The organism is Anaerolineales bacterium (assembly GCA_015075625.1).
GTDB lineage: Bacteria > Chloroflexota > Anaerolineae > Aggregatilineales > UBA2796 > UBA2796.
The window spans coordinates 322226-346499 of record JABTTZ010000003.1 but is presented as its reverse complement, the minus strand read 5'-3'; the positions used below and the strand labels follow the sequence as shown (position 1 = coordinate 346499).

23 protein-coding genes are annotated in these 24274 nt (G+C 56.5%); 9 read left to right on the top strand and 14 right to left on the bottom strand.

Annotation, left to right across the window (positions count from 1 at the left end):
* The first annotated feature begins 81 nt into the window (after window positions 1-81).
* Complete coding sequence (locus HS103_15720) at window positions 82-1128, top strand: S1 RNA-binding domain-containing protein (GenBank protein ID MBE7514247.1); 1047 nt, start codon at window positions 82-84, stop codon at window positions 1126-1128.
* A gap of 193 nt (window positions 1129-1321) precedes the next feature.
* On the opposite strand, the gene cdd is transcribed toward HS103_15720, so the two are convergent.
* The 4 genes from cdd to HS103_15700 form a co-directional block, all read right to left on the bottom strand.
* The gene (gene cdd / locus HS103_15715; GenBank protein MBE7514246.1) at window positions 1322-1720 is read right to left on the bottom strand and encodes a cytidine deaminase; all 399 of its coding nucleotides are present in this window, start codon (window positions 1718-1720) and stop codon (window positions 1322-1324) included.
* Between the two features lie 2 nt (window positions 1721-1722).
* Window positions 1723-3126 (bottom strand): HlyC/CorC family transporter, encoded by a 1404-nt coding sequence (locus HS103_15710; protein ID MBE7514245.1) that lies wholly within the window; start codon window positions 3124-3126, stop codon window positions 1723-1725.
* A 5-nt stretch (window positions 3127-3131) separates the two neighbouring features.
* A complete protein-coding gene (glmU, locus tag HS103_15705; protein ID MBE7514244.1) occupies window positions 3132-4466 on the bottom strand; it encodes a bifunctional UDP-N-acetylglucosamine diphosphorylase/glucosamine-1-phosphate N-acetyltransferase GlmU in 1335 nt (444 codons plus the stop codon).
* A 377-nt stretch (window positions 4467-4843) separates the two neighbouring features.
* On the bottom strand, window positions 4844-5137 hold the full coding sequence (locus HS103_15700) for a zinc ribbon domain-containing protein (protein MBE7514243.1): 294 nt from the start codon (window positions 5135-5137) through the stop codon (window positions 4844-4846).
* A gap of 82 nt (window positions 5138-5219) precedes the next feature.
* Between HS103_15700 and HS103_15695 the strand changes: the two genes are divergently transcribed.
* Genes HS103_15695 through HS103_15685 form a run of 3 tightly spaced genes read left to right on the top strand, consistent with a single transcriptional unit; the run spans window position 5220 to window position 7530 of the window.
* Complete coding sequence (locus HS103_15695; GenBank protein ID MBE7514242.1) at window positions 5220-5786, top strand: hypothetical protein; 567 nt, start codon at window positions 5220-5222, stop codon at window positions 5784-5786.
* Between the two features lie 17 nt (window positions 5787-5803).
* Window positions 5804-6367 carry a hypothetical protein gene (locus tag HS103_15690; GenBank protein MBE7514241.1) on the top strand — a complete coding sequence of 188 codons (564 nt, stop codon included), beginning with the start codon at window positions 5804-5806 and terminating at the stop codon, window positions 6365-6367.
* Entirely contained in the window at window positions 6364-7530 is a 1167-nt protein-coding gene (locus HS103_15685) for a glycosyltransferase family 4 protein (GenBank protein ID MBE7514240.1), read from the top strand. Before HS103_15690 ends, HS103_15685 begins: the two co-directional genes overlap by 4 nt.
* 129 nt (window positions 7531-7659) lie before the next feature.
* Here HS103_15685 and HS103_15680 read toward each other — a convergent pair whose 3' ends face one another.
* The 3 genes from HS103_15680 to HS103_15670 form a co-directional block, all read right to left on the bottom strand.
* A complete protein-coding gene (locus HS103_15680; GenBank protein MBE7514239.1) occupies window positions 7660-8571 on the bottom strand; it encodes a carbohydrate ABC transporter permease in 912 nt (303 codons plus the stop codon).
* A complete protein-coding gene (locus tag HS103_15675; GenBank protein MBE7514238.1) occupies window positions 8564-10522 on the bottom strand; it encodes a sugar ABC transporter permease in 1959 nt (652 codons plus the stop codon). Before HS103_15675 ends, HS103_15680 begins: the two co-directional genes overlap by 8 nt.
* 127 nt (window positions 10523-10649) lie before the next feature.
* Complete coding sequence (locus HS103_15670) at window positions 10650-11564, bottom strand: MBL fold metallo-hydrolase (GenBank protein ID MBE7514237.1); 915 nt, start codon at window positions 11562-11564, stop codon at window positions 10650-10652.
* 106 nt (window positions 11565-11670) lie between these two features.
* Between HS103_15670 and galE the strand changes: the two genes are divergently transcribed.
* Window positions 11671-12663, top strand: a complete 993-nt coding sequence (gene galE / locus HS103_15665) for a UDP-glucose 4-epimerase GalE (protein ID MBE7514236.1) — start codon at window positions 11671-11673, stop codon at window positions 12661-12663.
* A gap of 400 nt (window positions 12664-13063) precedes the next feature.
* Complete coding sequence (locus HS103_15660) at window positions 13064-13633, top strand: hypothetical protein (protein MBE7514235.1); 570 nt, start codon at window positions 13064-13066, stop codon at window positions 13631-13633.
* Window positions 13634-13671: 38 nt separating this feature from the next.
* Here the strand turns inward: HS103_15660 and HS103_15655 are convergent, their stop codons facing one another.
* The 7 genes from HS103_15655 to HS103_15625 all read right to left on the bottom strand — a co-directional run bounded on the left by HS103_15655 (window position 13672) and on the right by HS103_15625 (window position 20857).
* Entirely contained in the window at window positions 13672-14580 is a 909-nt protein-coding gene (locus tag HS103_15655) for a hypothetical protein (GenBank protein ID MBE7514234.1), read from the bottom strand.
* Complete coding sequence (gene ftsY / locus HS103_15650; protein ID MBE7514233.1) at window positions 14577-15458, bottom strand: signal recognition particle-docking protein FtsY; 882 nt, start codon at window positions 15456-15458, stop codon at window positions 14577-14579. The genes HS103_15655 and ftsY overlap by 4 nt, the downstream gene beginning before the upstream one ends.
* 34 nt (window positions 15459-15492) lie before the next feature.
* On the bottom strand, window positions 15493-15972 hold the full coding sequence (locus HS103_15645) for a hypothetical protein (GenBank protein MBE7514232.1): 480 nt from the start codon (window positions 15970-15972) through the stop codon (window positions 15493-15495).
* 3 nt (window positions 15973-15975) lie between these two features.
* Complete coding sequence (locus HS103_15640) at window positions 15976-16914, bottom strand: protoheme IX farnesyltransferase (GenBank protein MBE7514231.1); 939 nt, start codon at window positions 16912-16914, stop codon at window positions 15976-15978.
* Complete coding sequence (locus HS103_15635; protein MBE7514230.1) at window positions 16809-17855, bottom strand: COX15/CtaA family protein; 1047 nt, start codon at window positions 17853-17855, stop codon at window positions 16809-16811. Before HS103_15635 ends, HS103_15640 begins: the two co-directional genes overlap by 106 nt.
* A gap of 16 nt (window positions 17856-17871) precedes the next feature.
* Window positions 17872-18408 (bottom strand): hypothetical protein, encoded by a 537-nt coding sequence (locus HS103_15630; protein MBE7514229.1) that lies wholly within the window; start codon window positions 18406-18408, stop codon window positions 17872-17874.
* Window positions 18409-18529: 121 nt separating this feature from the next.
* Entirely contained in the window at window positions 18530-20857 is a 2328-nt protein-coding gene (locus tag HS103_15625) for a GAF domain-containing protein (protein ID MBE7514228.1), read from the bottom strand.
* A gap of 227 nt (window positions 20858-21084) precedes the next feature.
* Between HS103_15625 and HS103_15620 the strand changes: the two genes are divergently transcribed.
* From HS103_15620 to HS103_15610, 3 genes are all read left to right on the top strand, one after another.
* Window positions 21085-21525: a hypothetical protein gene (locus HS103_15620; GenBank protein ID MBE7514227.1), complete on the top strand. Its 441-nt coding sequence runs from the start codon at window positions 21085-21087 to the stop codon at window positions 21523-21525.
* A gap of 385 nt (window positions 21526-21910) precedes the next feature.
* A complete protein-coding gene (gene menC, locus HS103_15615; GenBank protein MBE7514226.1) occupies window positions 21911-23038 on the top strand; it encodes an o-succinylbenzoate synthase in 1128 nt (375 codons plus the stop codon).
* 185 nt (window positions 23039-23223) lie between these two features.
* Window positions 23224-24234: a CPBP family intramembrane metalloprotease gene (locus HS103_15610; protein MBE7514225.1), complete on the top strand. Its 1011-nt coding sequence runs from the start codon at window positions 23224-23226 to the stop codon at window positions 24232-24234.
* Window positions 24235-24274 lie beyond the last annotated feature (40 nt).

Genomic DNA, 24274 nt, shown 5'->3' with positions numbered 1-24274 from the left:
AGCCTCTTTCCCCTCCCCTATAATTCCGATTTCATAACGGTAGCGATGAGATTGGGTTGAGCGAAGGCGGTAAGGGTTTGGATGAACAGGTCAAATAGTACACATTACGGGACAAATCGCCCCACACGCAGCACACAAACACATGGACGGGACACTGACCACGCCGATTATGTGCCGCCGCCCCCCGATGAAAGTTATTGGGCATCTCTTCTCCAAGAGGATGAAACCGAACTCCCCCACACCCGCCGTCATGACGATTGGCACGAACTGGAAGCATCCACGCCGGGACGCCCCTTCGCCACTGCCGATGATTGGGAGATCGCCCGCAAAGTGTACGTTGAGGATGGCGTGATTGAACTCCCCGTGATCGGGCATAACCGAGGCGGCTTATTGGTGGAGTGGAACGCCCTGCGCGGCTTTGTCCCCGCCAGCCAACTGCTCAATTTTCCGGTCATGCCCGATAGCTCGGCGCGGCGGGCAGAGCTTGCCGCACGGGTTGGCATTTCCCTTCACCTGCGCGTGATCGAACTGGATATTCTTAACAACCGCCTGATTCTTTCGGAGCGGGCGGCGCAAGTGGCGGCGGGGACACGCGCCCAACTGCTGGATCACCTTCAACAGGGCGATGTGTGCAGCGGCACGGTGACAAACCTCTGTGATTTTGGCGCGTTCGTTGATCTGGGCGGCGTCGAAGGCTTGATCCACATCAGCGAACTGAGTTGGGGGCGTGTTAACCACCCTGAGGATATTTTGGTGCGCGGTCAGTATGTGCGCGTCCATGTCATGGAGATCAATCAAGAGGCGGGGCGCGTCGCGCTGAGCCTGAAGCGCCTTCAACCCGACCCCTGGGAGACGGTGGAGCGCCGCTATACGATTGGGCAGATTATCGAAGGGGTGATCACGAATGTCGTTGATTTCGGGGCGTTCACCCGCGTGGAAGAAGGGCTAGAAGGACTGATCCACATCTCTGAGCTTGCCGAGGGGAGTTTTCTGCACCCGCGCAATGTCGTTCGGGAAGGCGAACATGTCCGCGTCCGCGTGTTGAACATTGATGGGCGTTCGCGCCGCTTGGGGTTGAGCCTCCGCCTTTATGAGCAGCCTAGCCCGTATAGCTATGGGCAGGATTAAGATGCGCCCGCCGCTAAAGCAGCGGGCTAGGAGTAACCACCCCTTCGGGGCTTGCCCCCGCCCCATAATGAGGGAATCTCCCCCCCTTTCCTTGCAAGCGGGGCTGAGGGGGTAGGGGGAATAGGGGTTTTTGAAATATGTTCTAGTTACGGACACGCCTTGAAGCCCCACACTGCATCCCCCCCCCACCCCTTTAGGGGAGTTTCTCCGCCCCAAACCCATCGGGGAGCAGGTCGCGCAGCGTATAAATCTTCACAATCGCCCCGCTTGGGCTGGCGAGGATCACGCTCATATCGGGGTTGAATTCGTAGAGTACCTGTCGGCATATCCCGCACGGCGATCCGCCATTCTCGGTCATCACACAGATCGTCGTGAAGCGCCGCGCCCCCTCGCTAACCGCCTTTACCAGCGCCGTCCGTTCGGCGCAGATTGTCCCGCCATAGCTGGCGTTTTCGACATTGCAGCCGGTGTAGATTGTTCCATCCTCGTCTAGGAGTGCCGCCCCCACCGCGTAATGCGAGTAGGGGATATAGGCGCGGCTGCGCCCCTCTGCCGCTTTCGCTACAAGTGCTGCCAGTGTTTCGTTGATCATCATCATCGGCTGCCTTTTGCCTCCGTTGTTGGGTCGGAGAGACTCGGAATCGATTGGGTAGCGCGGGCGGATTTGCCGCTCTCGCCGTCGTCCATCCCCTCGGTTGGCGGGGGCAGCTTGACCACGCGGACGCGCCGGATACGCCGCCCATCCACCGTTTCGACAGTGACCCTCAAACTATCCGCCTCAAAGTGATCGCCCGACACGGGGACGCGCCCCAACGCCGAGAAAATATACCCCCCTAGTGTATCGCTTTCGTCGGTAGAAAGGTCGCTGTCCAGTAGGTCATTCACCTCGTCAAGGCTGATGCCTGCATCAAAGAGGAATTCTGTCTCGCTAATCGCCTGAACCTCCGCTTCTTCCTCGTGGTCAAATTCATCTTGAATCTCCCCCACGATTTCTTCTAGCAAGTCCTCAATGGTCACCAAGCCCGCTGTGCCACCAAACTCATCAATGACAATCGCCATGTGAATTTTGCTCTTTTGCAGTTCAGCAAGCAAGGCGCTGGCGCGTTTTGATTCGGGAACAAAGTGCGCCGGACGGAGCATCTCCCGCAGCGGTTTCATCGTCTTCGGATCGCGCCCCAAGACGTTTAGCAGGTCTTTAGCATAGAGGACGCCGATGATCTTATCGATGCTTTCTTCATAGACGGGAACACGCGAATGCCCTTTTTCGGTGATCGCGTTCAGCCCTTCCCGCCAGTCGGTCTGCACATCCACCGCCTCAATATCGATGCGCGGGATCATGATCTCGCGCACCACCTTGTCGTTGAATTGCAAGATCGAGTAGATCATCTCCTTTTCTTCGTCCTCAATCGCGCCGCCTTCCTGTCCGGCGTCGACCATGTGCTTGATCTCCTCCTCGGTGATGTAGGGGACGCGCTGCCCACCCCCCACCGAGGCGGCAAAGCGGCTGCTGAGCGTGATCAGCAAGCGCGAGAACGGCGCAAACAGGGTCAGAGAGAGGCTAACAACGCCCACCGAAGACATTGCCCAACTTTCGGCGCGGGCTTCGGCAACACTGGCAGGGATCAAATCCGTCAGAGTAAAAACGATGATCCCCCCAACGATCCACGTCAGGGGGTAAATGGTGACGACCATCAAGGTACGATTCACCCCCCCCTGGGCAAGGCTTTGCACCAGCGGGCGGGCAACCCCCAGCGTGATCAACCCCGCCGCCGCAAAATAGGCGAGGATGTTGATCACACTTTGGGTGGTGATCAACCGTGTCGAATCCTCCGTGATAGCAAGCACCCTTACCGCCCGACGGTTGCCCGCCTCCGCCAGTATTTTCATCTGCTGCTTGCGGGCTTGAATCACCGAAGAATACATGGCGGAAAAGAGCGCGTGGACGATGATGAGTGCAAGGAGGGCGACTAAACCAGCCGTACTGTCGCTTGGATCCATAGGGGTTATTTAGGTGTTGTTTCCTCTGTTGGTTGGCTTTCGGGAGTGGCAATACGGCGCATCCGAGCCGGAACGCCAATGGCAATATGCCCCGTTGGAACATTTTTGGTGACGACAGAACCAGCGGCGGTGCGGGCATTTTCGCCAATCTCGACGGGGGCAATGAGCATCGTATCGCTGCCGATGAAGGCGTGGTCGCCAACGATGGTCGTGTTTTTGCGCACCCCATCAAAATTCACCGTGATCGTCCCCGCGCCGATGTTCACATCTGCCCCAATATGGGCATCGCCAATGTAGCTGAAATGCCCCATCCGCGTGCCGCGCCCTAAACGAGCATTTTTGACCTCGCCAAAATTCCCCATGTGAACGCCTGCCTCAAGGTACGCCTTCGGGCGCAAATGCCCAAAGGGTCCGATCTGACAGCCATCTTCCATCGTTGCCGATTCGACCACGCTGTTATCGACAACACACGCCGCCCCAATCTGGCTGTCACGGATCACGCTGTTCGGTCCCAATTGACAGCCCATACCGATAGCCGTCTTACCTTGCAAGCTGGTATTGGGATGAATCACGGTATCGCGCCCGATGGTGACATCCTCATGAATGTAGGTGGTGGCGGGGTCGATCAGGGTAACGCCTTCCAACATCCAATGGCGGTTTACCCGCCGACGCAACGCAGCCTCAACCTCGCTGAGATGAAGGCGGTTGTTCACGCCGATCACCTCGTCGGGGTCGTCGCAGGCAATGCCCTCAACGGTCAATCCCTCCGCAGTGGCGATCTCAATGAGGTCAGTCAGATAATACTCGCCCTTTGCTTTCGGCTGCACCTTCAGAAGCGCATCCCACAGCCACGTGGCGCGGAACACATAGACGCCCACGTTCAATTCACCGATTGCCTTTTGGGCGGGTGTCGCCTCATGATCTTCGATAATGGCAGCCACCGAGCCGCCCTCGCCACGCACAATCCGCCCGAAGCCACGTGGGTCGGGGACAGTGATCGTTAGGAGGGCGATGGTCGCCGTCGATTCGCGGGCAGCAGTATACAGGCGGTTCAGTGTTTCGGGGCGCAGCAGGGGCATATCGGCGTAAGTCACGGCGACGTACTCTGTCGCCCCGCGCAGGGCATCCGCCGCTTGCATCAGGGCATGACCCGTCCCCAAAAGCGGCGCTTGGGTGGCAAATTCTGCCCGCCCGCCGACTGCCGCTTTGACGCCTTCGGCATCTTGCCCAACAATGACCAATAAGCGGGCGGCGCCAACCTTTTCGGCGCTCTCAACGGCGCGGACGACCATCGGTTTGCCGCCAACGGGGTGCAAGACCTTTGCCATCTCAGATTTCATGCGTGTCCCGGCGCCCGCCGCAAGGACGACACATGCCAATGATTCGGGGGAGTCACTCACATCTGATCCTTCATGCTAAACAGGATTCATTGTAGCACACTGCGCCCCAAATCTCGATAGGGGCGACTGGTATACGCTCGCCTCGCTCGTGCAGCGGCGAATCCGTTCGATTATCCCAGGGAGCGAACGCCTTTGCCGCAGGCGGGGAAAGATAGAAGAACCCCTATCCCCCTGCCCCCCTTCCCCATACGCAGGGAAAGGGGGAGCGATTCCCTCGCTCTGTTTACGGGGTTAGGGGTTTCAAGTCCCGAAGGGGTGGCTACTTTCAGCCCGCTGCTTTAGCGGTGGGATCACTGGGGTTACCATGGCAACACACCCTAATCAAACGACTTGTTCAGCGTTGGAACACTGGCTGCCGCATCTTCCCCTAGTTTGTTAGCAATCTGTTTGCGCAGTTTGGGGGTTTCTTCCGCCCACTTCGCTTGCAATTCCTCTTTGGTGGCGTTTTTACTGGCTGCGGCTGCCATTCCATGCATCACACGGGGTGCGCTGCGAATCACGCGGTGGACGGTGGTATGCCCGTTTGGGCAAGGTGGCGGAGGGTCATCAAAGCCGTGACGCGCCTCAAACTCTACCGCGCAGGTATCACAGACATAATCGTAGCGGGGCATTGATCCCGTCCTTTCCCAACCCTTGTGATTTGCGGTACACTTCCTCCACTGATTTTACGCCGTTTGGGAGGGCTTGGGTATTATGCTTCATACAATGCGACGCCAAAATCGGATCGCTTTAACGTTGCTTATGGTTGGTTTTGTCGCTGTGTTGGGGATGGTCGTCATTGCCCCGGCAACACTCCACCCCGCCGCGCAAGGTGGCTCGGCTACGCCCACGCCATTCGCAGTTTTTGCCGGTGATCCGCGCATTACGGGCGGCTCTATCCAGCGCTTTCAATTCGGCTATATGGTGTGGGCGCAAGATACCCGCCAAATTTATGTCTTGGTCGATTCCAGCGGTTCTGGTTTGGGCGGCTCGGTGGAACTCTATAGCGACACCTGGGCAGAGGGGATGACCGATACAGACCCCTCGCTTGTGCCACCGCCCGGGCAGCAGCAACCCATACGGGGATTCGGCAAAGTGTGGCGGGAAACCTCTGGGTTGCGGGATCGTCTTGGCTTTGCCTGGAATCCCTCGCAGGCGTTCACCCTTCTCATTCACCCCGTCTCCGAACGCACATATCTGAGTACAAGTGCGGGATGGGTGATCAAAATCGTTGGGTCTGCGTGGCAGCGTGTTGATGTGTGGAATCTGGGCAATAACTAACCCGAACGGCGTAGGACATGACCGATACCGGTGCGGAAAGCGATGTACAAACCCTTTATGTCTACGTCACAGGTGCTGATGGCGCAGGCAAGACCAGCCTTGTTGCTTCGTTAGGCAATGAGGACGATTTTTTCATTGATGAAGAACTTGCCATTGAGTATCGCGTCTACCATGTAGATATTGAACTTGATCTGTGCGTTCTTGCCCCGGTAGATGGAATGCGCTTCGATCCCCTGTTGGAGATTGACCCGCGTGATCTCTTGGGCTACATCGTTATGGTCGATAGCACCGATGTCCCCTCGTGGGAACTTACCCAGAAAATGATTGGGACATGCCGAGGCTATGCCTTGCTGCCGATCATCCTTGCGGCGAATAAGCAAGACCTTCCCAATGCTATACAGCCTGATCGGGTGGGAACAGCCCTAGGGACAGATGCCATGATGCGCGTCCTCGGCTCAGTGGCAACCCAACCCGCCAGCGCACGGGAGGTATTTCTGCAACTGCTTTACGCCATTGAGCGGGAGATGGAAGAACTCGATAACTTGATTGCTCGGATCGAAGATTTGTTGGGGGGCGATTGACCACATTCAATCCGCCCCTTATCCGTGCCGCCTTTTTTGCCGCCGCCCCCCTTGCCTTGCACGGTTGGGGGCGTTATACCCGCGATCTCATTGAGGCACTCTCGGTACAGGGCGTCGCGGTCACGTTGATCACGGCGCGGGATGCTCCCGCTGATCCTGATCTTCCCCTCGCGAGTTATCACCGCCTTTTGCCAAGCCTAACCCCGCCACGCCGTTTTTCAACCCTAAGGCAATTTCTCGCTCTCCCCGCTGTGGGGCGTGCCGTGAAAGGATGCGATCTCGTTCATGTCGTCGCTGAACCGTATACCCTAGCGGCGGGCTTTTTGCGCCAACCCCTCGTCGTCACCGCGCATGGTACCTACCTTCCCCAAACGGCGGGCGGGCGGTGGGTTGGGGCGATCTACCGGCACGCTTACCGCCGTGCGCAAATCATCTGCGTCAGCCGCCACACAGAGCGCCACGTCCACATGGCGATTCCCACTGCCCAAACAGTGGTCATTACAAATGGGATTGATGCCGCCCGCCTTCATGTGCCATCGGCTTCGCACTTCGATGATGAACAGCCCGTGATCATCACACTAGGGCAAGTAAAAGCGCGAAAAGGTTTGCATGTCTTGATCGCTGCCATGCCCGCCATTCGCGCTGTGATTCCCAACGTCCGCGCCCTGATCATCGGGAATGATCGCGCCGATGTGGGATACACGCAATCCCTGCACAGGCAAATTGCCGAGCTAGGGTTAGCGGATCACGTTCGGCTGATGGGGCGGATGGATGATTCGGCGGTGGCAGAGACGATGCAAAAGGCGGCAGTGTTTGCCTTGCCCGCCGTAAGTATTGGCAACCAATTTGAGGGCTTTGGTTTGGTATATCTCGAAGCAAGCGCCGCAGGCTTGCCCGTCATCGGGACGCAAAACAACGGCGCAGAAGATGCTATTCGTGACGGAGAAACGGGATTTCTCATCCCTCAAAATGATCCTGATGCCCTTGCACAGGCAGCCATCCGGCTGTTAAGGGATTCCGCCTTACGGCAGAAGATGGGCGGGGCGGGGCGAACCTTTGCCGAAACCATGACGTGGGACAAGGCAGCCGCACGGGTGAGGGCGGTCTATACGGAGGTGCTTTTGAGTCACCGTGCGGAGGGCGCCCACTGGGCGTCCGCGTGACCCCGCCCTAAAGGACGGGGCTGAAAACAGGGGAAAGACGAATCGCTGATCTCGGCAGGGGGTATGCGTCCTGACACCCCCCTCCGATTACAAGGAGGGGGAAAGGGTGGGTTAGTCATGACTCACCGGTCACTTCAAGCCCGTTGTGGTGATTCCCTGTGTAAACTGCTTTTGGGTGAAGAAGTACAAGATCATGATTGGCATCAGAGCGACCACCGCCGCCGCCATGAGCAAATGAGTGCGCTCCCCCCCATCGCCTCGGAATTGCGACAACGCCAGCGAAATAGGCGTCCATTCGGGGTTGCCTTGCAAAACCAAGAGGGGCCACTCAAAGGCGCTCCACACGGCGATGAAAGTGAACAGAATCGTCGTGGCAATGGGAGCGCGGGAGATGGGGACAACCACCCGCCAGAGATATCGCAAATGCCCTGCGCCATCGATCCGCGCCGCATCCCACAATTCGTCGGGAATTTGCAAGAAAAACTGCCGCAGCAAGAAGATCGAAAACGTGTTGGAGAGGAAGGGAATGACCAACACGGGCCAATTATTCATCCATTTTAGGGCGGGGTTAATCGCTTCAAAAGCCTGGCTGATGCGTGTGACGATGACCAGATTTGGTACAATAAGGATGATACTTGGCACAAAGAGGGTCGTCAGCAGCATGGCGAACATGAAGTTGCGCCCCGGAAAACGCATTTTGGCAAAGGCATAGGCGGCAAGGATCGAGATCGTCGTTTGAAGGACAATCGTCAGCGCCTCAATTTTCAGCGTGTTGGCGAGGTACTGCCCAAACTTCCGCGAGCGGCTAATTTCCTCTGAGCCGTTCCACACATCGGTGTAATTTTGCCATTGGACATTTGCCGGAAGAAGTTTTGTTGAGCCGGCTTCCAATTGGGTTTGGAACGACTTCGCCGTCATCCAAACAAAGGGGGCAATGTAGATGAAGGCAGCCAGTGTGACAACGGCATAGACGATCACCCTGAACGAGTTGACCTTGCCCGGTTTGCGGGCAGCGGGGTTGCCAAAGGTTATATCAGCCATAAAACACCCGATCCTTTGAAAGCCGGTTTTGGATGATCGTCATGATCAGAATCACGCCAAAGAGCAAAAATGAGAGCGCCGCCGCAAAAGGACGTGTTTTGATTTGCGAGGTTTCGATCAAGATCGTGTAGATGTAGACGGTGGTAGTGTCCATCGCCCCCCGCGCCGCCTCTTGGCGCAGCACCCAGATATGGGTGAATGCCCGCAGTGTGCCAATCACGGCGAGGACGGTCAGGAAAAACGTCGTGGGCGAGATTAGCGGGAAGATAATCTGGCGAAAGGTTGCCCAGCGCCCCGCCCCATCGACCTGTGCCGCTTCGTACATGTCTTTGGGGACGTTTCCCAAACCTGCCATGAAGATGACGGCATTGTAGCCGCTGAACACCCAAATGGCATAGATTGAGGCCGAGACAAGGGGAAGGCTTGGTCCGACCAAAAAATCGGGAAGGCGTGTGTTTGCCCCGCCGATGTGTTCGGCAAGGATTTGGAAGATGCCTTTTGGTGTGCGCAGCCACTCCAGAGGGGGAAAGCCCAATGCTTGGACAAATTGGTTGGCAGGGGCAGCCTCGCGCAGGGAAAAAATCTGAGAGAAGACCGCTGCCGTCACCACAGCCGGAGCAATGTAGGGCATAAAGAAAACAATCCGATAGAGGGACTTTCCCCAACGCACCTCATAATAGAGCATGTAGGCTAAGAGCAGCCCCAACACCAATTGGATGGGGACAGTCATAATGGCGTAGCTGAACGTCCGCAGCATGGATTGGAAGAATTCGGGATCGCCCGCCGACCCTGCTCCGGGGAGAATCCCTAAAAACAAGACGCCGCCGCCCATCAGGAAGATGGACATGAGGATCGCCCCCACCATGCCAAGCGTCGTTTCGCGGCGGCGGGAAAGCCCCCAGACATACCACGCCAAGCCGATAGACATGATCCCCACAAGCATGGAGAAAACCTCATTCCATGCCCGAATCCCGTTCAGCATGGTCTCTAGGCTGAAGCGCGTTCCGGTTAACTGTAAAGAGAGCGCCCGCACATCGGCGTTGGTGATTCCCGTCAAGCTCAGCACAGATTCAATGAGTGCTTCTTGTGCGCCCACAAGGAAACCAAGCAGTAGAGAGATGATGAATCCCAACACCAGCCGGATTGTTCCAGCAAGGGCAAAAAGCCCCGGCTGCGTTTCGCGCTCTATAAGACGACGGCGCTCGGTGAGGTAAATGATCCCAGCCACACATGCCAACATGCTGCCAAAGGCGATGAATTGGGGGAGAAGGGGAAAAATATAAGCGTGGTTTTTGTTTGTGATCAGCTTTTCTAATACGGTAAGGTAGGGCATCAAAGCGCCGTAGAGTTCGGAAAAGGTGAACAGGGTCAAGCCAATGGCGCTGATCGTTCCCATCCCCACCGCCAGCGCGCCGACGACATAAGCCGCCCCGCCCTTCTCGCTGCCATCGCGGTTATTTAGGGTTTGAAACCAGGCGAAGGCGACAATCACAACAAGGATTGCCGGAAGTGCGTAGGTGATGTTCAAGAAAAAGGTGATCAGAACCCCGCCAATGATCCCCGCACCACCGAGGAAGCCGGGAAGCAAATAGGCGAAGAAATCCCCTTTCCCTTCCTGCTGAGATAGTCTCCCCCGCCGATAGTAGGTGAAGGCGGCTGCGCCTGCTACAAATGCCAAAACAAGGATCAGCATATAGGCGAGGCTGCCTACAGCGCGAGCGTAGTGTTTTAGCCCGACAAAGCCGTCGGGGATAATCACCCCCCCCTGCATACTCATGTAAAACCCGTAGAGGACGGGAAACAACTGGAAAACAAGGGTGATGATAGCGACGGGCGCGACGAAAAGCAGCCCCAACGCCCCCTCATTAAAGTTGGCGCGGCGCTTGCTGACCGTTTTTGCCGGAGATGTGGTCACATTCTCCCGCGTGCGGGCGGCGGCGGTGGTGGTCATAGACCCCCCTTTTGAGCGATTGCTGAACGTTTGGCAGACGTTGAGTGTTGATTATGCCGCGCCCTATATTAAAGGGCTACAGAGATGGTTTTAACACTAGGTTAAACCACTGGGCAAAACGATAGAACTAACTCGCACTTGCCCAAAGGCATTTCCCTCCGGTGATGACCCGAACACGCCCACTCTCATAAAGGTAGACCAGCGCCGCTTGAATGGTCGTCCGGGCAAGGGAGTATCCAACGGCACTGGCTAAGGGATCGCCCAGTTTTTGACAGACCGTTTGAGTCAGCGTTCCTTCATCGGCGGGGGATTCTCGTAAGCGGTTTTCGACGGCAGTCACAATGCGTAGAAGTGTCTCCCGATTGGCGGCGATCACCACCTTTGCCTCGCCCGCCGCAAGATGGACACCATGTCCGGGCGCAAGGATCACCCCCTGATCGACACACTCTAGCAGACGATCCAACACAGCGAGCGCCTTACCAATGTGAACAGTGAACGGAATGGGGTATTTTTGGAGCGTGGCGAGAGGGAGAAGAGCATCGGCACAGAACAAGACATTGCCCGCCCGCACCCCGATCATGTTGGGCGAATGTCCGGCGAGGGGAATAATCTCCACCCCGAACCCGGCAAGGCGCACTTCGCCCAACGCCACTTCGTGATCGACTTTACAGGCGGGCGCTTTGGTAAATTTCCCTACAAGCTGATCAAAAGGAAGGGCACCGGCTGAAAGCATGATGGACTCTAGGCTGCTGTAGGTGATAAAGGCAGCTTCTATGGGCGGGGCATAGACGGGAAAGGGAGCCAGGTTGCGGCGCAGGTAGTCCGTCCCGCCGAAATGGTCGCTGTGTCCGTGCGTTAAGATCACCGCGGCTAGGGTGAGATTCAACTTGGCAAGGGCGTTTTTGATGCGGCGTCCGGCGTCCTCATCCAACCCAGTGTCGATGAGCAAGGCGCGTCCGTCAGAATCAGCAAGAACGCCCATGTTCGCCCCGCTTTGAAGGTGGTAGATCGATGGGGCAAGGGTGACGATCTCAAACGCCATCGGGAATCACTCTCTTTCGTTAATGATCAATGATCGGGTGCGATGAGTTACTGAGGGAATTGTAGCGCAGTGGGTTAAAATGACCGTAACAGGAGGATTCAACCCTATGCATGTATTGGTCGTCGGCGGGGCCGGCTACATCGGTTCAACTACCGCCGCCGCATTTCTAGAGGCAGGGCATACCGTCACCGTCTTTGATAACCTCTCGCGGGGGCATCAGGCAGCCATTCCGTTGGGGGCAGCCTTTGTGCGCGGCGATCTTGCTGATAAAGCGGCGCTTGATACGCTGTTCCAGATGGGGAAGTTCGATGCAGTGGCGCATTTTGCTGCGCTAATCGAGGCGGGCGAGAGCATGGTTAAGCCAAGCCTTTACTTCACCAACAATGTGGCGTACAGCCAGAACCTTTTTGAGGCGATGCTGACCCATAACGTGAAACGGCTTGTTTTTTCCAGCACCGCCGCTGTGTATGCCAGCAAGAACGCCACTCTTAACGAGGACGATCCCTATGCCCCGGCAAATGTGTACGGGGAGACAAAACTGATGATTGAGGGGATGATTCGTTGGTATCACCGTCAGGTGGGCTTAAAGTACTGCATTTTGCGCTATTTTAATGCCTGTGGGGCAACCCTTGATAGCGATGGGCGGGCGATTCGCGGGGAGGCACATACCCCCGAAACGCATCTCATCCCGCTGGCGCTCCAAGTTCCCCTGGGGCAGCGCCCGACGATTGCCATCTATGGGACGGATTACCCCACCTATGATGGGACGTGCGTCCGCGATTACGTTCATGTGCGCGATCTGGCTGAGGCGCATGTGCTGGCGGTGGGGGCGATTGATGAGCGGGAATCAATGACCTACAACTTAGGAAATGGGCGCGGCTACAGCGTTCGTGAGGTTATCGATACCGCCCGCGCCGTGACCGGGCATGATCTACCCGCCGTTGAAACGCCGCGCCGTCTGGGGGATGCGCCCACCCTTGTTGCCTCGTCAGAGAAGATCAACGATGAATTGGGGTGGACACCGCGTTTCCCCGCGCTGGAGGACATTATCAAGAGTGCGTGGGCATGGCATCAATCGCATCCCAATGGCTATAATTAAGGGGAAAGCATCGACAGCGCTAAAAGGCTTACCACCAATATGAGCGTATGGGGCGATTCGGTCAGGGATTGAAAGAAGGTGGTCGATGATTCAATGCAGAGGAGGAGAGGCAGAGAATTTCCCACCCTAAGTATCACCACATTGAACAGGCGGGATCGCTTATGATCCCGCCGCTAAAGCAGCGGGCTGAAAGCAGCCACCCCTTCGGGGCTTGAAAGGCATCGTCGCACCGGTTGTTCTACCTTCCTCAGCCCAAAGGACGTTTGTGGCGGACGATTAGTCGTTCACCCGATCTTAACCTCGTTTAACGCGCATTTCACAACCGCACGGTATCATTTGCACAGTTTAGCCTTAGCCTAAATGGGTTATAGAGCAGCTTACGCACAAAAGGCATCTTAGCATGGCAGATGAAGAAGCAGTCAGGGCATTGATTCTCACCCATACACGGCGCTACACAGCGATTGATGTACTCGATGTCTACAAGCTGCTGCATCAGGGTGTTTTTGGGACGGGGCAGGTGATTGAGAATAAACGCGCTGCCCGCGAATGGCTGGATGAAGAATGTCACATCCTGACTCCTAATACAAGTGATCCATTTGTAGAGAGCGTCCACCCCACTGGGGAGATTGTCCGCGTCCATTTGCGCCCTTACCTTGCCCAACGGGGCAGCCTCCCCAAACTGCTCGATGCGTATATCGAAACATCCCGACAGGGCGAGGGGCGGATGGAGGTTATGGCGGCGTGGTGGGCAATTTTTCAGGGGTTGACCGCCCCCAACGAACCGCTTGGAAACCGCTTTTCGGTGCGAACGGTTGCCCTTGTAGGGCGCGTGCGGGCGGCGGAGTCATGGTCGGCGGTGACGCACTCGCCGCCCTATGATCGCACCCATAAACCCGCCTATCGCATCGTCACTGCCACCCTTGCCGAGGCGCTGCTGAAGGGGCAAAAGATTCCTTACACGGTGGTGTGATACGGTGGGGTGAGGGGGCTTCCCCTCGCCCCCTCTTGTTAATTGCTGTTAAAGGGTGTGGTGCGCAAATCAGCCCGATCCACATGGCTTACCACATAAAAGGTGCGCGTGCGGTCTTCATGACTCCCATGCAGAACATCGGTGATGGTGTACCCCGCATAGAGCAGTGATTCCAGCGCCTCCCGCGTGTGCGCCCGCCACTCATCGGCAAGAGGGCGATCCGCCTTTTTCATCTCCTCCCAGTTGTCGGGAATCTCCACCAAGCCCAACTTGCTCATCGGCATGTTGATCCGCCATGCCGGGCGGACAAAGCCATCGCTGCCAAGCGTTGTGGGGTTCAGGACGGGGGTATTGCCCTCCACATATTGGGTAATCGTCAGGGCGGCGCGTCTGCGGCTAAGGCGCTGTTCGACACGGTTATGAGTAACCCACCACTCCACGACAAGGCGATCCGTCGTCTCGGCGTTCACCGTATCAGGCGTGGCAGCATAGTAGTCGCGCTGGTATTCCTGAGAGATTGCCCCCAATTTGCGAATATTGAAATAGGCATTCCGGCTTTTGAGCGGATCAAACGTCCATGTCACAAGGCGAATCCCTTGTTCAATCGCCCAGCGGCGCTGTGCCAGTTTCAATTCATAGCCCACCCCATGATCGCGGAATTCGGGGAGGACGCCCATCCGCTGGGAGACGAGCTTCAGATTCGCCATGGCGGGGCGGTCTGCCTCTGGGCTTTCGATACCCAAATAGCTTATCAAATAGCCGACCATCTGCCCTTCGTGACTCGCCCCCATGACCAACCCACCGTTATGAACAAACGAGATCAACAGGTGGCGATGAATGGCTGAGGTGTCTTGCCCCTCGGTCATCTTTTGCAGGGTGACAACCCTTTCCAAATCCTCAACGTGCTTTAGGGGGCGTATATCAAAGCTGTGGCGCACGGTACTCATGATTCCTCCACGAGTCCATCAACAAAGGCATCGGGGTTGAATAAGATCAAATCATACACCCCCTCGCCCAAGCCAACATAGTGAATGGGCAAGCCCATCTCTTGCTGAATGGCGAACAGCATCCCCCCTTTTGCCGTGCTGTCTAGTTTCGTCACAATGACGCCCGTAAGCTGCACGGTTTCGCTAAAGCCCTTTGCCTGAAGAAGCGCATTCTGCCCTGTTGTCCCGTCAAGGACAATCAGCACCTCATGGGGGGCATCGGGGACAACCTTGCTCATGACACCCTTGATTTTGCGCAGTTCTTCCATCAGGTTGTATTTCGTTTGCAGCCGTCCGGCGGTATCCACCAGTAAAATATCGTGTCCGCGTGACTTGGCGGCGCTGATCGCATCAAAGACAACAGATCCCGGGTCGGCGTTGGGCGCTCCGGCAATGACAGGGACATTTGCCCGCTGCCCCCAGAGTTGAAGCTGCTCAACAGCGGCAGCGCGGAAGGTATCCCCGGCGGCAAGCATCACTTTGCGGTTGTTGTTAGCAAGGCGGTTTGCCAGTTTGCCAATGGTCGTCGTCTTGCCCGATCCGTTCACCCCCACAATCAAAATCACCGAGAGATCACGTCCAGCGATGTTCATCGGGGTGGGGGGTTTCAATAGGGCGCGGAGTTCGGCTTTTAAACCGACATGGAGCTGTTGGGGCGTTTTTAGTCCTTCTTTGCGGTGGCGGGTGCGCAGGCTTTCCATAAGGCGTTCTGTCGTCGCTGCCCCCACATCTGCCTGAAGGAGGATTGCCTCGATCTCGTCCCAATCATCAGGGGTGATCGTCGATTTGGCAAAGGTATTTGCCAACCTTCCAAAAAACCCCCGTCGGGTTTTCTCCATGCCCTTGCGGTAATCACTCACAGTCTGTTTATCCTTATTGGGTGATCAGCCAGGCGATCAGATCATACAAGGCTGATTCAGGGATGGTTTCTTTGAAGTTTTGAAGCATAACTCCCGCCGCGAAATCCTTCACCACATAAGCGTTGGGGGCGACAATCGCTTCGTAGAGGTAGGCGGCGGCGCTGTAATTCGGACGGCGGCTGGCAGCGCGTTCGCCCATCCCGATAATCATGGGCCCAACCAAATTGCGATCCACAAGGTGGCACGCGCTGCACGCATACTGCTTGAAAAACGCATCTCCCCGCTTTGGATCGGCGCGGGCAACTCGCTCCTCCACCTCAGCGGCAAAGGATGGCGCATTGATAGGGGCTGCTCCGCGCAGCGTTGAGCGCTGTGCAGAGACCTCCCCAAAAACGCTCACAGCCAGCCCACTAAAGATGAAGATGAAAATCAGGGCAAGGGCGCTAATCACCCCGCTAAGAGACGGGACGGCTGGTGATGATGGTGTTTGCATAGGTTAGAAGATAATTAGGTCAAGGATCATCGCCAAAAAGAGTAAGGCGAGATAGAAGGTTGAATACTTATACGTGCGGCGGGCTTGTGCGCCGCTTTTCGTCCGCAGCAGGCGGAGTGCCTCAAGGATCATGCCCACGCCAAGCAGCCCCGCCGTGACGAGATAGAACCCACCGAGCAAGCGAAAGGGAATGGGCAAGAGTGAGAGCGCCACCAGTTGAATGCTGTAGAGGAAAATCTGCACACGGGCGGCGTCTTCCCCCCGTGCGACGGGCATCATGGGGACATTTGCGGCGGTGTAGTCTTTATTCACCAGCAGCGCCAGCGCCCACGAATGGGGCGGCGTCCAGTAAAAGACAATGGCAAAGAGCAAAAATGCCCCCGGCGCCAGAGTCCCCGTCACCGCTGCCCACCCCACCAAAACGGGCATTGCCCCCGCCCCACCCCCAATCAGGATGTTCAGGACGGTATTCCGCTTCAGCAGCAGCGTATAGACAACGACATAGTAAATTGCCCCAATCAGGGCGAGCGCTGCTGCCAACCAATTTACAAATGTGCCGAGGATTGCCACCGACCACGCGCAGAGTGCCAAGCCAAAAAGCAAGGCGTTCAGAGGGGTGATCCGTCCAGAGGGAATCGGTCTGTGGCGCGTCCGCGCCATGAGGTGATCCATGTCGCGGTCAATATACTGGTTTAAGGCGCTGGCGCCCCCAGCCGCCAATGCCCCGCCGATAATCGTTGCCGCCAAGAGAAGCGGCGGGAGCGCCTCCCCCTTTGCGGCGACAACCATTGCCGTGACCGTCGTAAAGACGAGCAGCAGAACGATGCGCGGCTTGGCTAGCTGGAGATAAGCGCCGAGGGCGCTCCCTCGCGGTGGGGGGTGGATGACCTCTCGCCCGTGTTCGTGGGCAGTGGAAGGCGGTTGGGCGATACGTGTAGCCATGCTAAAGAACTCGCTGTAATGATCACCGCCCAGGTGCCGGCGGCAAAGGTAACGTGTAGACTGCGGGAAATGAGCAACCACGTGCGATCATCGGTCAGCACAATCAGCGCCCCCAACCCCGCTTGGAGAAGGTAAACCCCTCCGGCGAGGAAAAGCGCCCGGCGCAGCGGTGGCGACACCTCGCCCCCTCCGAGGATCACTTGGACGATAAGCAGCAGAAGAAGCACCCCTAAGCCGCCAGCGGCAAGGCGGTGTGTCATATTCAACATCTGGAGTGCGCCCTGATTCACGGGAAGTAGTTCGCCATCGCAGAGCGGAAAGCCCACACAGGCTTTCATCGCCTGCGTGCCGCGCACCGCCGCCCCAACAATCGCCACCAGAAAGCTCATCGCAGACGTCAGCCCCAAGGCGTTTACCGAGATCAACGGGCGGGGTGTTTTAACCAACGTCTGAAGGGGTGACTCGGCAATCAGACTGCGAGCGTTGACCCAGAGGATAACATAACACGCCATGATCAGCATACTAACGGCGAGATGAAAGAGGACACTCTGCCACTGGCGATCCGGCGCATCACGGTAGAGCGCCACCGTCAGCCCGCCAAGCGCGGACTGCACTAAAAAGAGCAGAAATCCGAGGTATGCAGGGATGGTTAGACGAGGGATGCCGGCGTAGGTACGTCGGGCGCGGATCAACACGGCAAGGCTGAACCCGCCGACAATCAGCGCGAACAGCCGATGCCCAAACTCGATTGCCGTCTCAAGGGTATAGACGGTGGGGATGATCTCCCCGTTGCATGTTAGCCAATACGGACCGCACCCATACCCCGATTCGCTGACCCGTGTAATTGCCCCAATGGTGATCATGATAAAGGTGACGAGCGCCGCACCAAACGCCAAGCGCCCGAACCCGCGATCCCCGCTGAAATAGCTGGCAGCCTTCATAAGACCCTCGCCCAATCTAGCCGATTGCCCCGGTGATCACCAAAACAAGAGCAGCGATAACGATCACTGTCACCAGCCCGCCCACCACAAGCATCGGGTTTTTGACCAACACCGCCCCAATGCTGTTAGGTTTGGCAGGGTTTAGACTGAAGGAAAACGCAGATGGTGTTTGCGCTTTCGCCCGCTTCACACTGCGATTTAGCCACCACATTACGCCAGCGATCAAAATGCCATTGGTGATCACCCCACCGAGGATGATCCCCGTATAGATGAAGAAAATCAACCCTTGCTGTCCGGTGGCATACAGTGTAGACCCTTCGGGGTTGCTTGTCTGACCGCGCACGCCGGGTACTTGTCCGGTGGCGAGTGTCACTAAAAGAACCACGCCAAGCAGAACCCCAAGAAGCAGCGGTATAGCACGTTTCACGAAAATAATCCCCCAATCGAAAAGCTGTGGCAGCAAACGGTATTCCTGACGGTGTATTTTATCGCACAAGCGGGGCGTGTGGCTAGGGAGTGTTGAGATTGTGATCTCCGTAGGGACGCACGGCATGGCGCCCCTACGAGAATTACACTGCCAACAGAGCCTAGACCCCTCGGTGCTTTGGCGTCTCTCTTAGGCTGACCTAGTTGTGGACAAGCCTTTTAGCCCTGCGCCCTCTCCTGGGGGTGTTTTATACCTTCTTCGCCGCAATTGGCATACTAAAGGAGAAAAGCGTCCCTTTCCCTAGTTCGCTTTCCACCCAAATTTCACCCCCTTGCATCTCCACCAAGCGGCGGGTGATTGCCAATCCCATGCCCGTTCCGCCTGCCCGCCGTGTCGATGAGCCATCCACCTGCCGGAACTGCTCAAAAATCGCGCTGAGGTTATCGGCAGCAATACCAATGCCCGAATCCCGAACATGGGTGATCACCCGCCCGCCCACTGAGTCATACTCGGCGCTGATGCGAATCTCGCCCTCGTCGGTGAATTTCACTGCGTTGCTGACAAGATTCTGCAAGATCTGGCGCAGGCGAATCTTATCTGCATAGACAGGTGGCAGCATCACAGGAAAGATCATCTCTAGCTCAACAGAGTCCTTGAGCAAGATCGTTGCTGTCCGGTAAACCTCCTGAGTCACCGTCCGCAGATCAACGGTTTCGAGGTCAAGCTCCATGCGTCCCGCCTCGATTTTTGCCAGATCAAGAATATCGTTGATCATCTCTAGCAAGTGTTTGCCGCTGCCATAGATCGCTTGTACATCTTCCACCGCTTCGGAGGGCAGTTCGCCATCAATGCCATCCAACATCACCTCTGCATAGCCGATGATCGAGTTCAACGGCGTGCGCAGTTCGTGGCTCATCGAGGCGAGGAACTCGTTCTTCAAGCGGTCAAATTTACGCGCTTCTTCGGCGGTACGCACTTGTTCGCGGTAGAGCGTGGCATTCTGCACGGCAACCGCAATTTGGTCGGCAAGGGTCGATTTGACGACGACATCATCATGAGTGAAGGCATCTTTCCTTTCCCTCTGAACGTCCAAAATGCCGATCAATCGATCTCCTACAATCAAAGGCAGCGCCAATTCAGCACGTGTCTTGGGCAACAGGGGATTGGGCAAAAAGGTGGGAGAGGCATGAACATCATTGACGACAACACTGCGCAAGTCTCGTGCTGCCAACGCCACAATCGAAATAGGATTGTTTAGGGTAATGGCGTGGTGTCTTTCGCGCATGATACGCCCCGCCTCGCCCGATCCAGCGGTAAGGACAAGATTCTCCCCTGCCTCATCCAAAAGATACACTTGCGAGTGGTAGAGTTCAAACTGGTCATTCGTCAGGGTGACGACCTGATCTAAGAGTTCGTCCAGATCGAGAATCTGGGTCATTGCCGCGCTCACCTGTGCCACCGTTGCGAGGGCAATGGCACGCTGATCAAGGGCTTCTTCTGCTTTTCGCCGCTCCAAACCGAGGTTAAGTTGGTCAGTCACGCTGTGGGCGAAAAGACGCTCATCTTCGGTGAAGAGATGGGCGTTCGTCGTGAAATTCAGAAAGATTGCTCCGAATACACTCTCGTCGGAGAGCACCGGAATGACCAAGACCGATTTGATGCCAGTGTCGCCCTCTTTAAGGTAACGAGGGGAAAAGTCTGCATAGACACTGGCATTGTCTATGGCAATGACCGTCTTACTGGTGATCGCCTCTATGCCATGCGGGTAATCGCCCCCTGGAGCGGTGAATCCCTTTGCCTGTGCGCTTGTCATGCCTGCCCCTGCGCCAACATAACCAGTCCATGTATCTGCCTGAGCGTTGTAACGGGAGAATACTGCGTTATCACTCCCTAATGTGTTGAGAAGCTCGGTGAGGATAATCTCAAACAGACGCTCTTCATTTTCCGCATCGCGAATTTCTGTCGTGATACGGTTTAATACGTGCGCCGTTTTCAGCCGATCTGCGGCAAGGGCATGTTCCGCCTGCATCTGTTGAAAGGTTTCCGCGTTTTGGAGAGCAACGGCAATCTGCGATCCTAAAATGGTCTTGATTTGGCGATCTTGATCGGTGAAGTGATCGACTTCGCTCGATTGCACATCCAAGACGCCATACAAACGCTGCCCCACCATAAGCGGCACGGCAAGCTCTGCGCGGGTATTAGGAAGAAGTGGATTAGGTAAAAAGTCCAATGACTGGGTGACATCGTTGACGACGACGCTTGTCCCCGTCCGCCCTGCCCGTGCCACAATCGAATGAGGATGATCGAGTGCAATCGAGCGCCGCTCCGCCTTCATAATTCGCCCGATTTCGCCCGCCCCTGCTGCCAAAATAAGCTGGCGTGTTTTTTCCTCATAGACATAGATATGAGCGTGGTACAGGTTGAAACTCTCTTTCGCCATGTTGGAAACGGTCTGGAGCAAGGTATCTCGATCCAGAATCGTCGTCACCGCTAAGCTGAGACGGGCGACGGTCTCCAAATCGCGAGCGCGGCGCTGTTCCTGAGTATGAATAGGGCTGGTAGCAGATAGTGCCATGATGGACTCTCCACAAGGCAATGAAGCGTTTTTCATCGAACTCCCTATCACTATAGGAAGAATTCAACTGAATGTCGATCACAAAGGTGTCGTAAAGCAAAAGACGATAGCAGGAAGATCGTTAAGATAATCACAATGAAAGAGGGTGAAACGTCACTCGCATATTTTTTTCACTTGCTCTATGATTCCCACTATGAATGGTAATTTCACAGGAAAGGAATACCCTCATGGATCAGACGATTGCGCAGATCATCCCTATCGTTCAGCTTGTTCTCGGCAGCCTGATGAAGGTTGGTGATGCGGGGCTAGTTGGCAAGCTCCGCGAGGCGGGGGCATTGGGAAAATTTCTCTCCGAAGCGCAGGAAAAATTCAAGGGCAATGCTCTCGTTGAGGGCTTGTTGAAGGCGCTCCCCGACCAAATTGGGGAGATGGGACAATCTTTTGACGTGAAGCACTTCGATGTGCTGCAAACCACCCAAGCACTTGGTGGGTTGGATGGTATTTTGAAGGACAGTGGCGAGCAAGGCAAGCAGGTGAAGCAGTTCATCTATGAACTGGCAGAACGGTTCGCCAGTGCCGCTGGTGGGGGAATCTTTGGCAGTGGGCAGAAAATTTCCGAGGCAGAAAGCGCATTCCTCAGCGACCTAAAGGGACGCTTGGGGTTGTAAGGCGTGTCCACAACTAGAAAAGGAGCATCTGCCAAGAAGGGGAACCCTCAACCTCAAAAGTGACCAAACTCGGCTGTGTTGACGGTTTTGGTTCAGAACCCCTATCCCCCCCCGGTTACTGTGCAGCAGTCGCCCTTCCCCGTAGACAGGGAAAGGGGGGGGAAAGCGCGGACTACGAAGGCGCGGGCGGGATCACTGAGGTTGCACGTCAACACACCCTAGTTCGTGGACAAGCCTTGTAGGCAGGGAAAATGATGCCGTGTGGGGGCATTCCCACCCCCACACGGGGAATTTTACGTTAATTCGCTATATATACCTCATCAGCGCGGTCTGTGTATTAAACCCAATAGTAAGGATACCCTCAATGATTCCTCTTTTAGAATCGATGTCTCCCATCAAAAGCGTCACAATGCATCACATTGCCATGCCGATGGTGGAAGTCTTGATCACCAGTTTTGGCAACGATGCCGAGCGCGATTCGCTGCGGGCGGCAACACTGCTTGAACTCACCCTTGAAAGCGGCGTTGCCGCATGGGGCGAGGTTGTTGCGGCGTGGTCGCCCGGCTACAGCTACGAAACGATTGGGACAGCGGAACACATTCTGGGCGATTTCTTCATCCCCGCTGTGATTGGCAAGCGCAATCTAAGCGGCTTGCGTGCCTATCGCGGACACCCTATGGCGCGGATGGGCTTGGAGGCTGCTTTTTACGCAGCCGTAGCGACGGAACGGGGGCAATCTCTCGGCGCTCTTTTGGCGGAGCTTGGGGGGGGGTTGGAACGCAAAACCCGCGCCGAGGTAGGCGTTAGCATCGGGATTCAACCGAGCATTGAGGCGACCCTGGCGATCATCGAAAAACGACTGAACGAAGGCTATCGGCGGATCAAGCTGAAGATCAAACCCGGGTGGGATATCGATCTGCTGCGGGCGGTGCGCACGACATACCCAACGATTCTGCTCATGGCAGATGCTAACAGCGCCTATACCCTGAGCGATATTCCGCTGTTCAGGCAGATGGACGATTTGAACTTGATGATGATCGAGCAGCCTCTTGGTCATATGGATATTTACCAGCACAGCAAACTTCAGCCCCAAATTGGGACGCCAATTTGCCTTGATGAGAGCATCCATAACACGGACGATGCGCGGCTTGCTATTGAGATCGGGGCGGGGAAAATCATTAATTTGAAATCGGCACGGGTAGGGGGCTTGATGGAATCGCTCAATCTGCACGCCTTTTGTTACGAGAACGGTGTCCCGCTATGGATTGGCGGGATGTTGGAGACAGGGGTTGGGCGTTCGGCAAATTTGGCGTTGGCGTCGCTCCCGGGCGTCACCCTACCAAGCGACCTTAGCGCGACAAAGCGTTACTATGATCCCGACCTTACCGAGGAAATTTTTGAACTGAATCAAGAGGACTCAACGATTGATGTGCTGACTGCCATCGGCTTGGGCGTTCAGGTGAATGCGGCGCGGCTTGCTGAGGCAAAGGCAAACTACGCAGCGCTGGCGTAAGCCCTTGCCCTGCCTCCCCCTCAACCCACGTGAGGGCTGAGGGGAATGGCGGCGATCCTTAACCCCACCCTCCCCCATTATCCCTTCCTCCGGCGGTGGTGGCGAGTTGGGCGTGACGGGGCGCGGTGAAAATGATCGCCATATAACCCCACCGACTCCCCCGATTCTGCGCTACAATCCTCCTCATGCCGCTTTATCTCATACTCACCATTCTTGCCGCGCTTGTGATCCTCGCCAACCATGCCGAAGGGGGAAGTGAGGGCGCACGCCGCCTCTTAACCGCCGCCTTGCTTGGGGTGACCGTTGTGTTCGTCGCCGTTTATGGTTTTCTGCCGACGCAAGGGACGCCCTTCACGCTCGCCCTCGCCCTGATCATCGGCGGCGGGGCAGCGCTGGTCATCCATCCGGCGGTGCGGGTGCGCCTTAGCCGCTTTTTTCCGGTAAAGGGCGCCGCCCCCAATGGCGAAGGGTTCGATCCCGCCTCACCGCTCCATCTCACCGCGCTTGTGTTCCTGATTCTCTTGGTGGGGAACAGTATCCTAACGGTGGCGCTGGCGGGCGGGCTTTCCGGGTTGGCGGCGCAATACACATCGCCAACGGGCGGCAGCACGGGTCTCATCAGTCCGAGTGCGCTGCTCACCCAGATGGGAATTCTCATTGGGATAGCGGCGCTTGGGGTCGGCTTTGGCACACGGAGAACACTGCGCGAGGTGGTGGCACGGCTTGGCTTACGCGCACCGACCTTTCGGGAGGTCAGAGCGAGCGTCAACATGGCGTTCTTCCTCTTTGTGATCGTCTATATCGCCGGTACGCTGTGGTCGCTGCTAACGCCCACTGAACTGCTTGATGAACAAACCGCCCTCAGCGCTTTGATTGGCGAAGGGATCGATACGCTGGTCATGGCGTTTTTCATCGCGCTCAGCGCGGCGGTGGGGGAGGAAATCGCCTTTCGGGGGACGCTTCAGCCCGTCTTTGGGTTTTTCCCCACCACGCTTTTCTTTGTGGCAATCCACACCCAATACACGCTTACTCCGGCGGCGCTGATCATCTTCGTCGCCGCGCTTGGCTTTGCCCATCTGCGGCGGCGCTACAATACGACGACGGCAATCATCTGCCACTTCTTGTACAATTACGTCCCATTGGCGCTCTTGGTCTATACCCGTGTGGCGCTCGAACTCTTGCAGCGCTATCGCTAACAGAACTCACAAGCGGCGCGGAAAGCGGCGCGGAAAGCGC

What these genes read in the sequence shown, in the direction of transcription:
- HS103_15660 (MBE7514235.1), top strand. Translation starts at nt 13,064, where the DNA reads ATGGCAGATGAAGAAGCAGTCAGGGCATTGATTCTCACCCATACACGG.
- HS103_15675 (MBE7514238.1), bottom strand. Translation starts at nt 10,522, where the DNA reads ATGACCACCACCGCCGCCGCCCGCACGCGGGAGAATGTGACCACATCT.
- HS103_15690 (MBE7514241.1), top strand. Translation starts at nt 5,804, where the DNA reads ATGACCGATACCGGTGCGGAAAGCGATGTACAAACCCTTTATGTCTAC.
- ftsY (MBE7514233.1), bottom strand. Translation starts at nt 15,458, where the DNA reads ATGGAGAAAACCCGACGGGGGTTTTTTGGAAGGTTGGCAAATACCTTT.
- cdd (MBE7514246.1), bottom strand. Translation starts at nt 1,720, where the DNA reads ATGATCAACGAAACACTGGCAGCACTTGTAGCGAAAGCGGCAGAGGGG.
- HS103_15625 (MBE7514228.1), bottom strand. Translation starts at nt 20,857, where the DNA reads ATGGCACTATCTGCTACCAGCCCTATTCATACTCAGGAACAGCGCCGC.
- HS103_15630 (MBE7514229.1), bottom strand. Translation starts at nt 18,408, where the DNA reads ATGCCGTGCGTCCCTACGGAGATCACAATCTCAACACTCCCTAGCCAC.
- HS103_15620 (MBE7514227.1), top strand. Translation starts at nt 21,085, where the DNA reads ATGGATCAGACGATTGCGCAGATCATCCCTATCGTTCAGCTTGTTCTC.
- HS103_15695 (MBE7514242.1), top strand. Translation starts at nt 5,220, where the DNA reads ATGCTTCATACAATGCGACGCCAAAATCGGATCGCTTTAACGTTGCTT.
- HS103_15635 (MBE7514230.1), bottom strand. Translation starts at nt 17,855, where the DNA reads ATGAAGGCTGCCAGCTATTTCAGCGGGGATCGCGGGTTCGGGCGCTTG.
- galE (MBE7514236.1), top strand. Translation starts at nt 11,671, where the DNA reads ATGCATGTATTGGTCGTCGGCGGGGCCGGCTACATCGGTTCAACTACC.
- glmU (MBE7514244.1), bottom strand. Translation starts at nt 4,466, where the DNA reads ATGAAATCTGAGATGGCAAAGGTCTTGCACCCCGTTGGCGGCAAACCG.
- menC (MBE7514226.1), top strand. Translation starts at nt 21,911, where the DNA reads ATGTCTCCCATCAAAAGCGTCACAATGCATCACATTGCCATGCCGATG.
- HS103_15655 (MBE7514234.1), bottom strand. Translation starts at nt 14,580, where the DNA reads ATGAGTACCGTGCGCCACAGCTTTGATATACGCCCCCTAAAGCACGTT.
- HS103_15710 (MBE7514245.1), bottom strand. Translation starts at nt 3,126, where the DNA reads ATGGATCCAAGCGACAGTACGGCTGGTTTAGTCGCCCTCCTTGCACTC.
- HS103_15610 (MBE7514225.1), top strand. Translation starts at nt 23,224, where the DNA reads ATGCCGCTTTATCTCATACTCACCATTCTTGCCGCGCTTGTGATCCTC.
- HS103_15640 (MBE7514231.1), bottom strand. Translation starts at nt 16,914, where the DNA reads ATGGCTACACGTATCGCCCAACCGCCTTCCACTGCCCACGAACACGGG.
- HS103_15720 (MBE7514247.1), top strand. Translation starts at nt 82, where the DNA reads ATGAACAGGTCAAATAGTACACATTACGGGACAAATCGCCCCACACGC.
- HS103_15680 (MBE7514239.1), bottom strand. Translation starts at nt 8,571, where the DNA reads ATGGCTGATATAACCTTTGGCAACCCCGCTGCCCGCAAACCGGGCAAG.
- HS103_15700 (MBE7514243.1), bottom strand. Translation starts at nt 5,137, where the DNA reads ATGCCCCGCTACGATTATGTCTGTGATACCTGCGCGGTAGAGTTTGAG.
- HS103_15670 (MBE7514237.1), bottom strand. Translation starts at nt 11,564, where the DNA reads ATGGCGTTTGAGATCGTCACCCTTGCCCCATCGATCTACCACCTTCAA.
- HS103_15645 (MBE7514232.1), bottom strand. Translation starts at nt 15,972, where the DNA reads ATGCAAACACCATCATCACCAGCCGTCCCGTCTCTTAGCGGGGTGATT.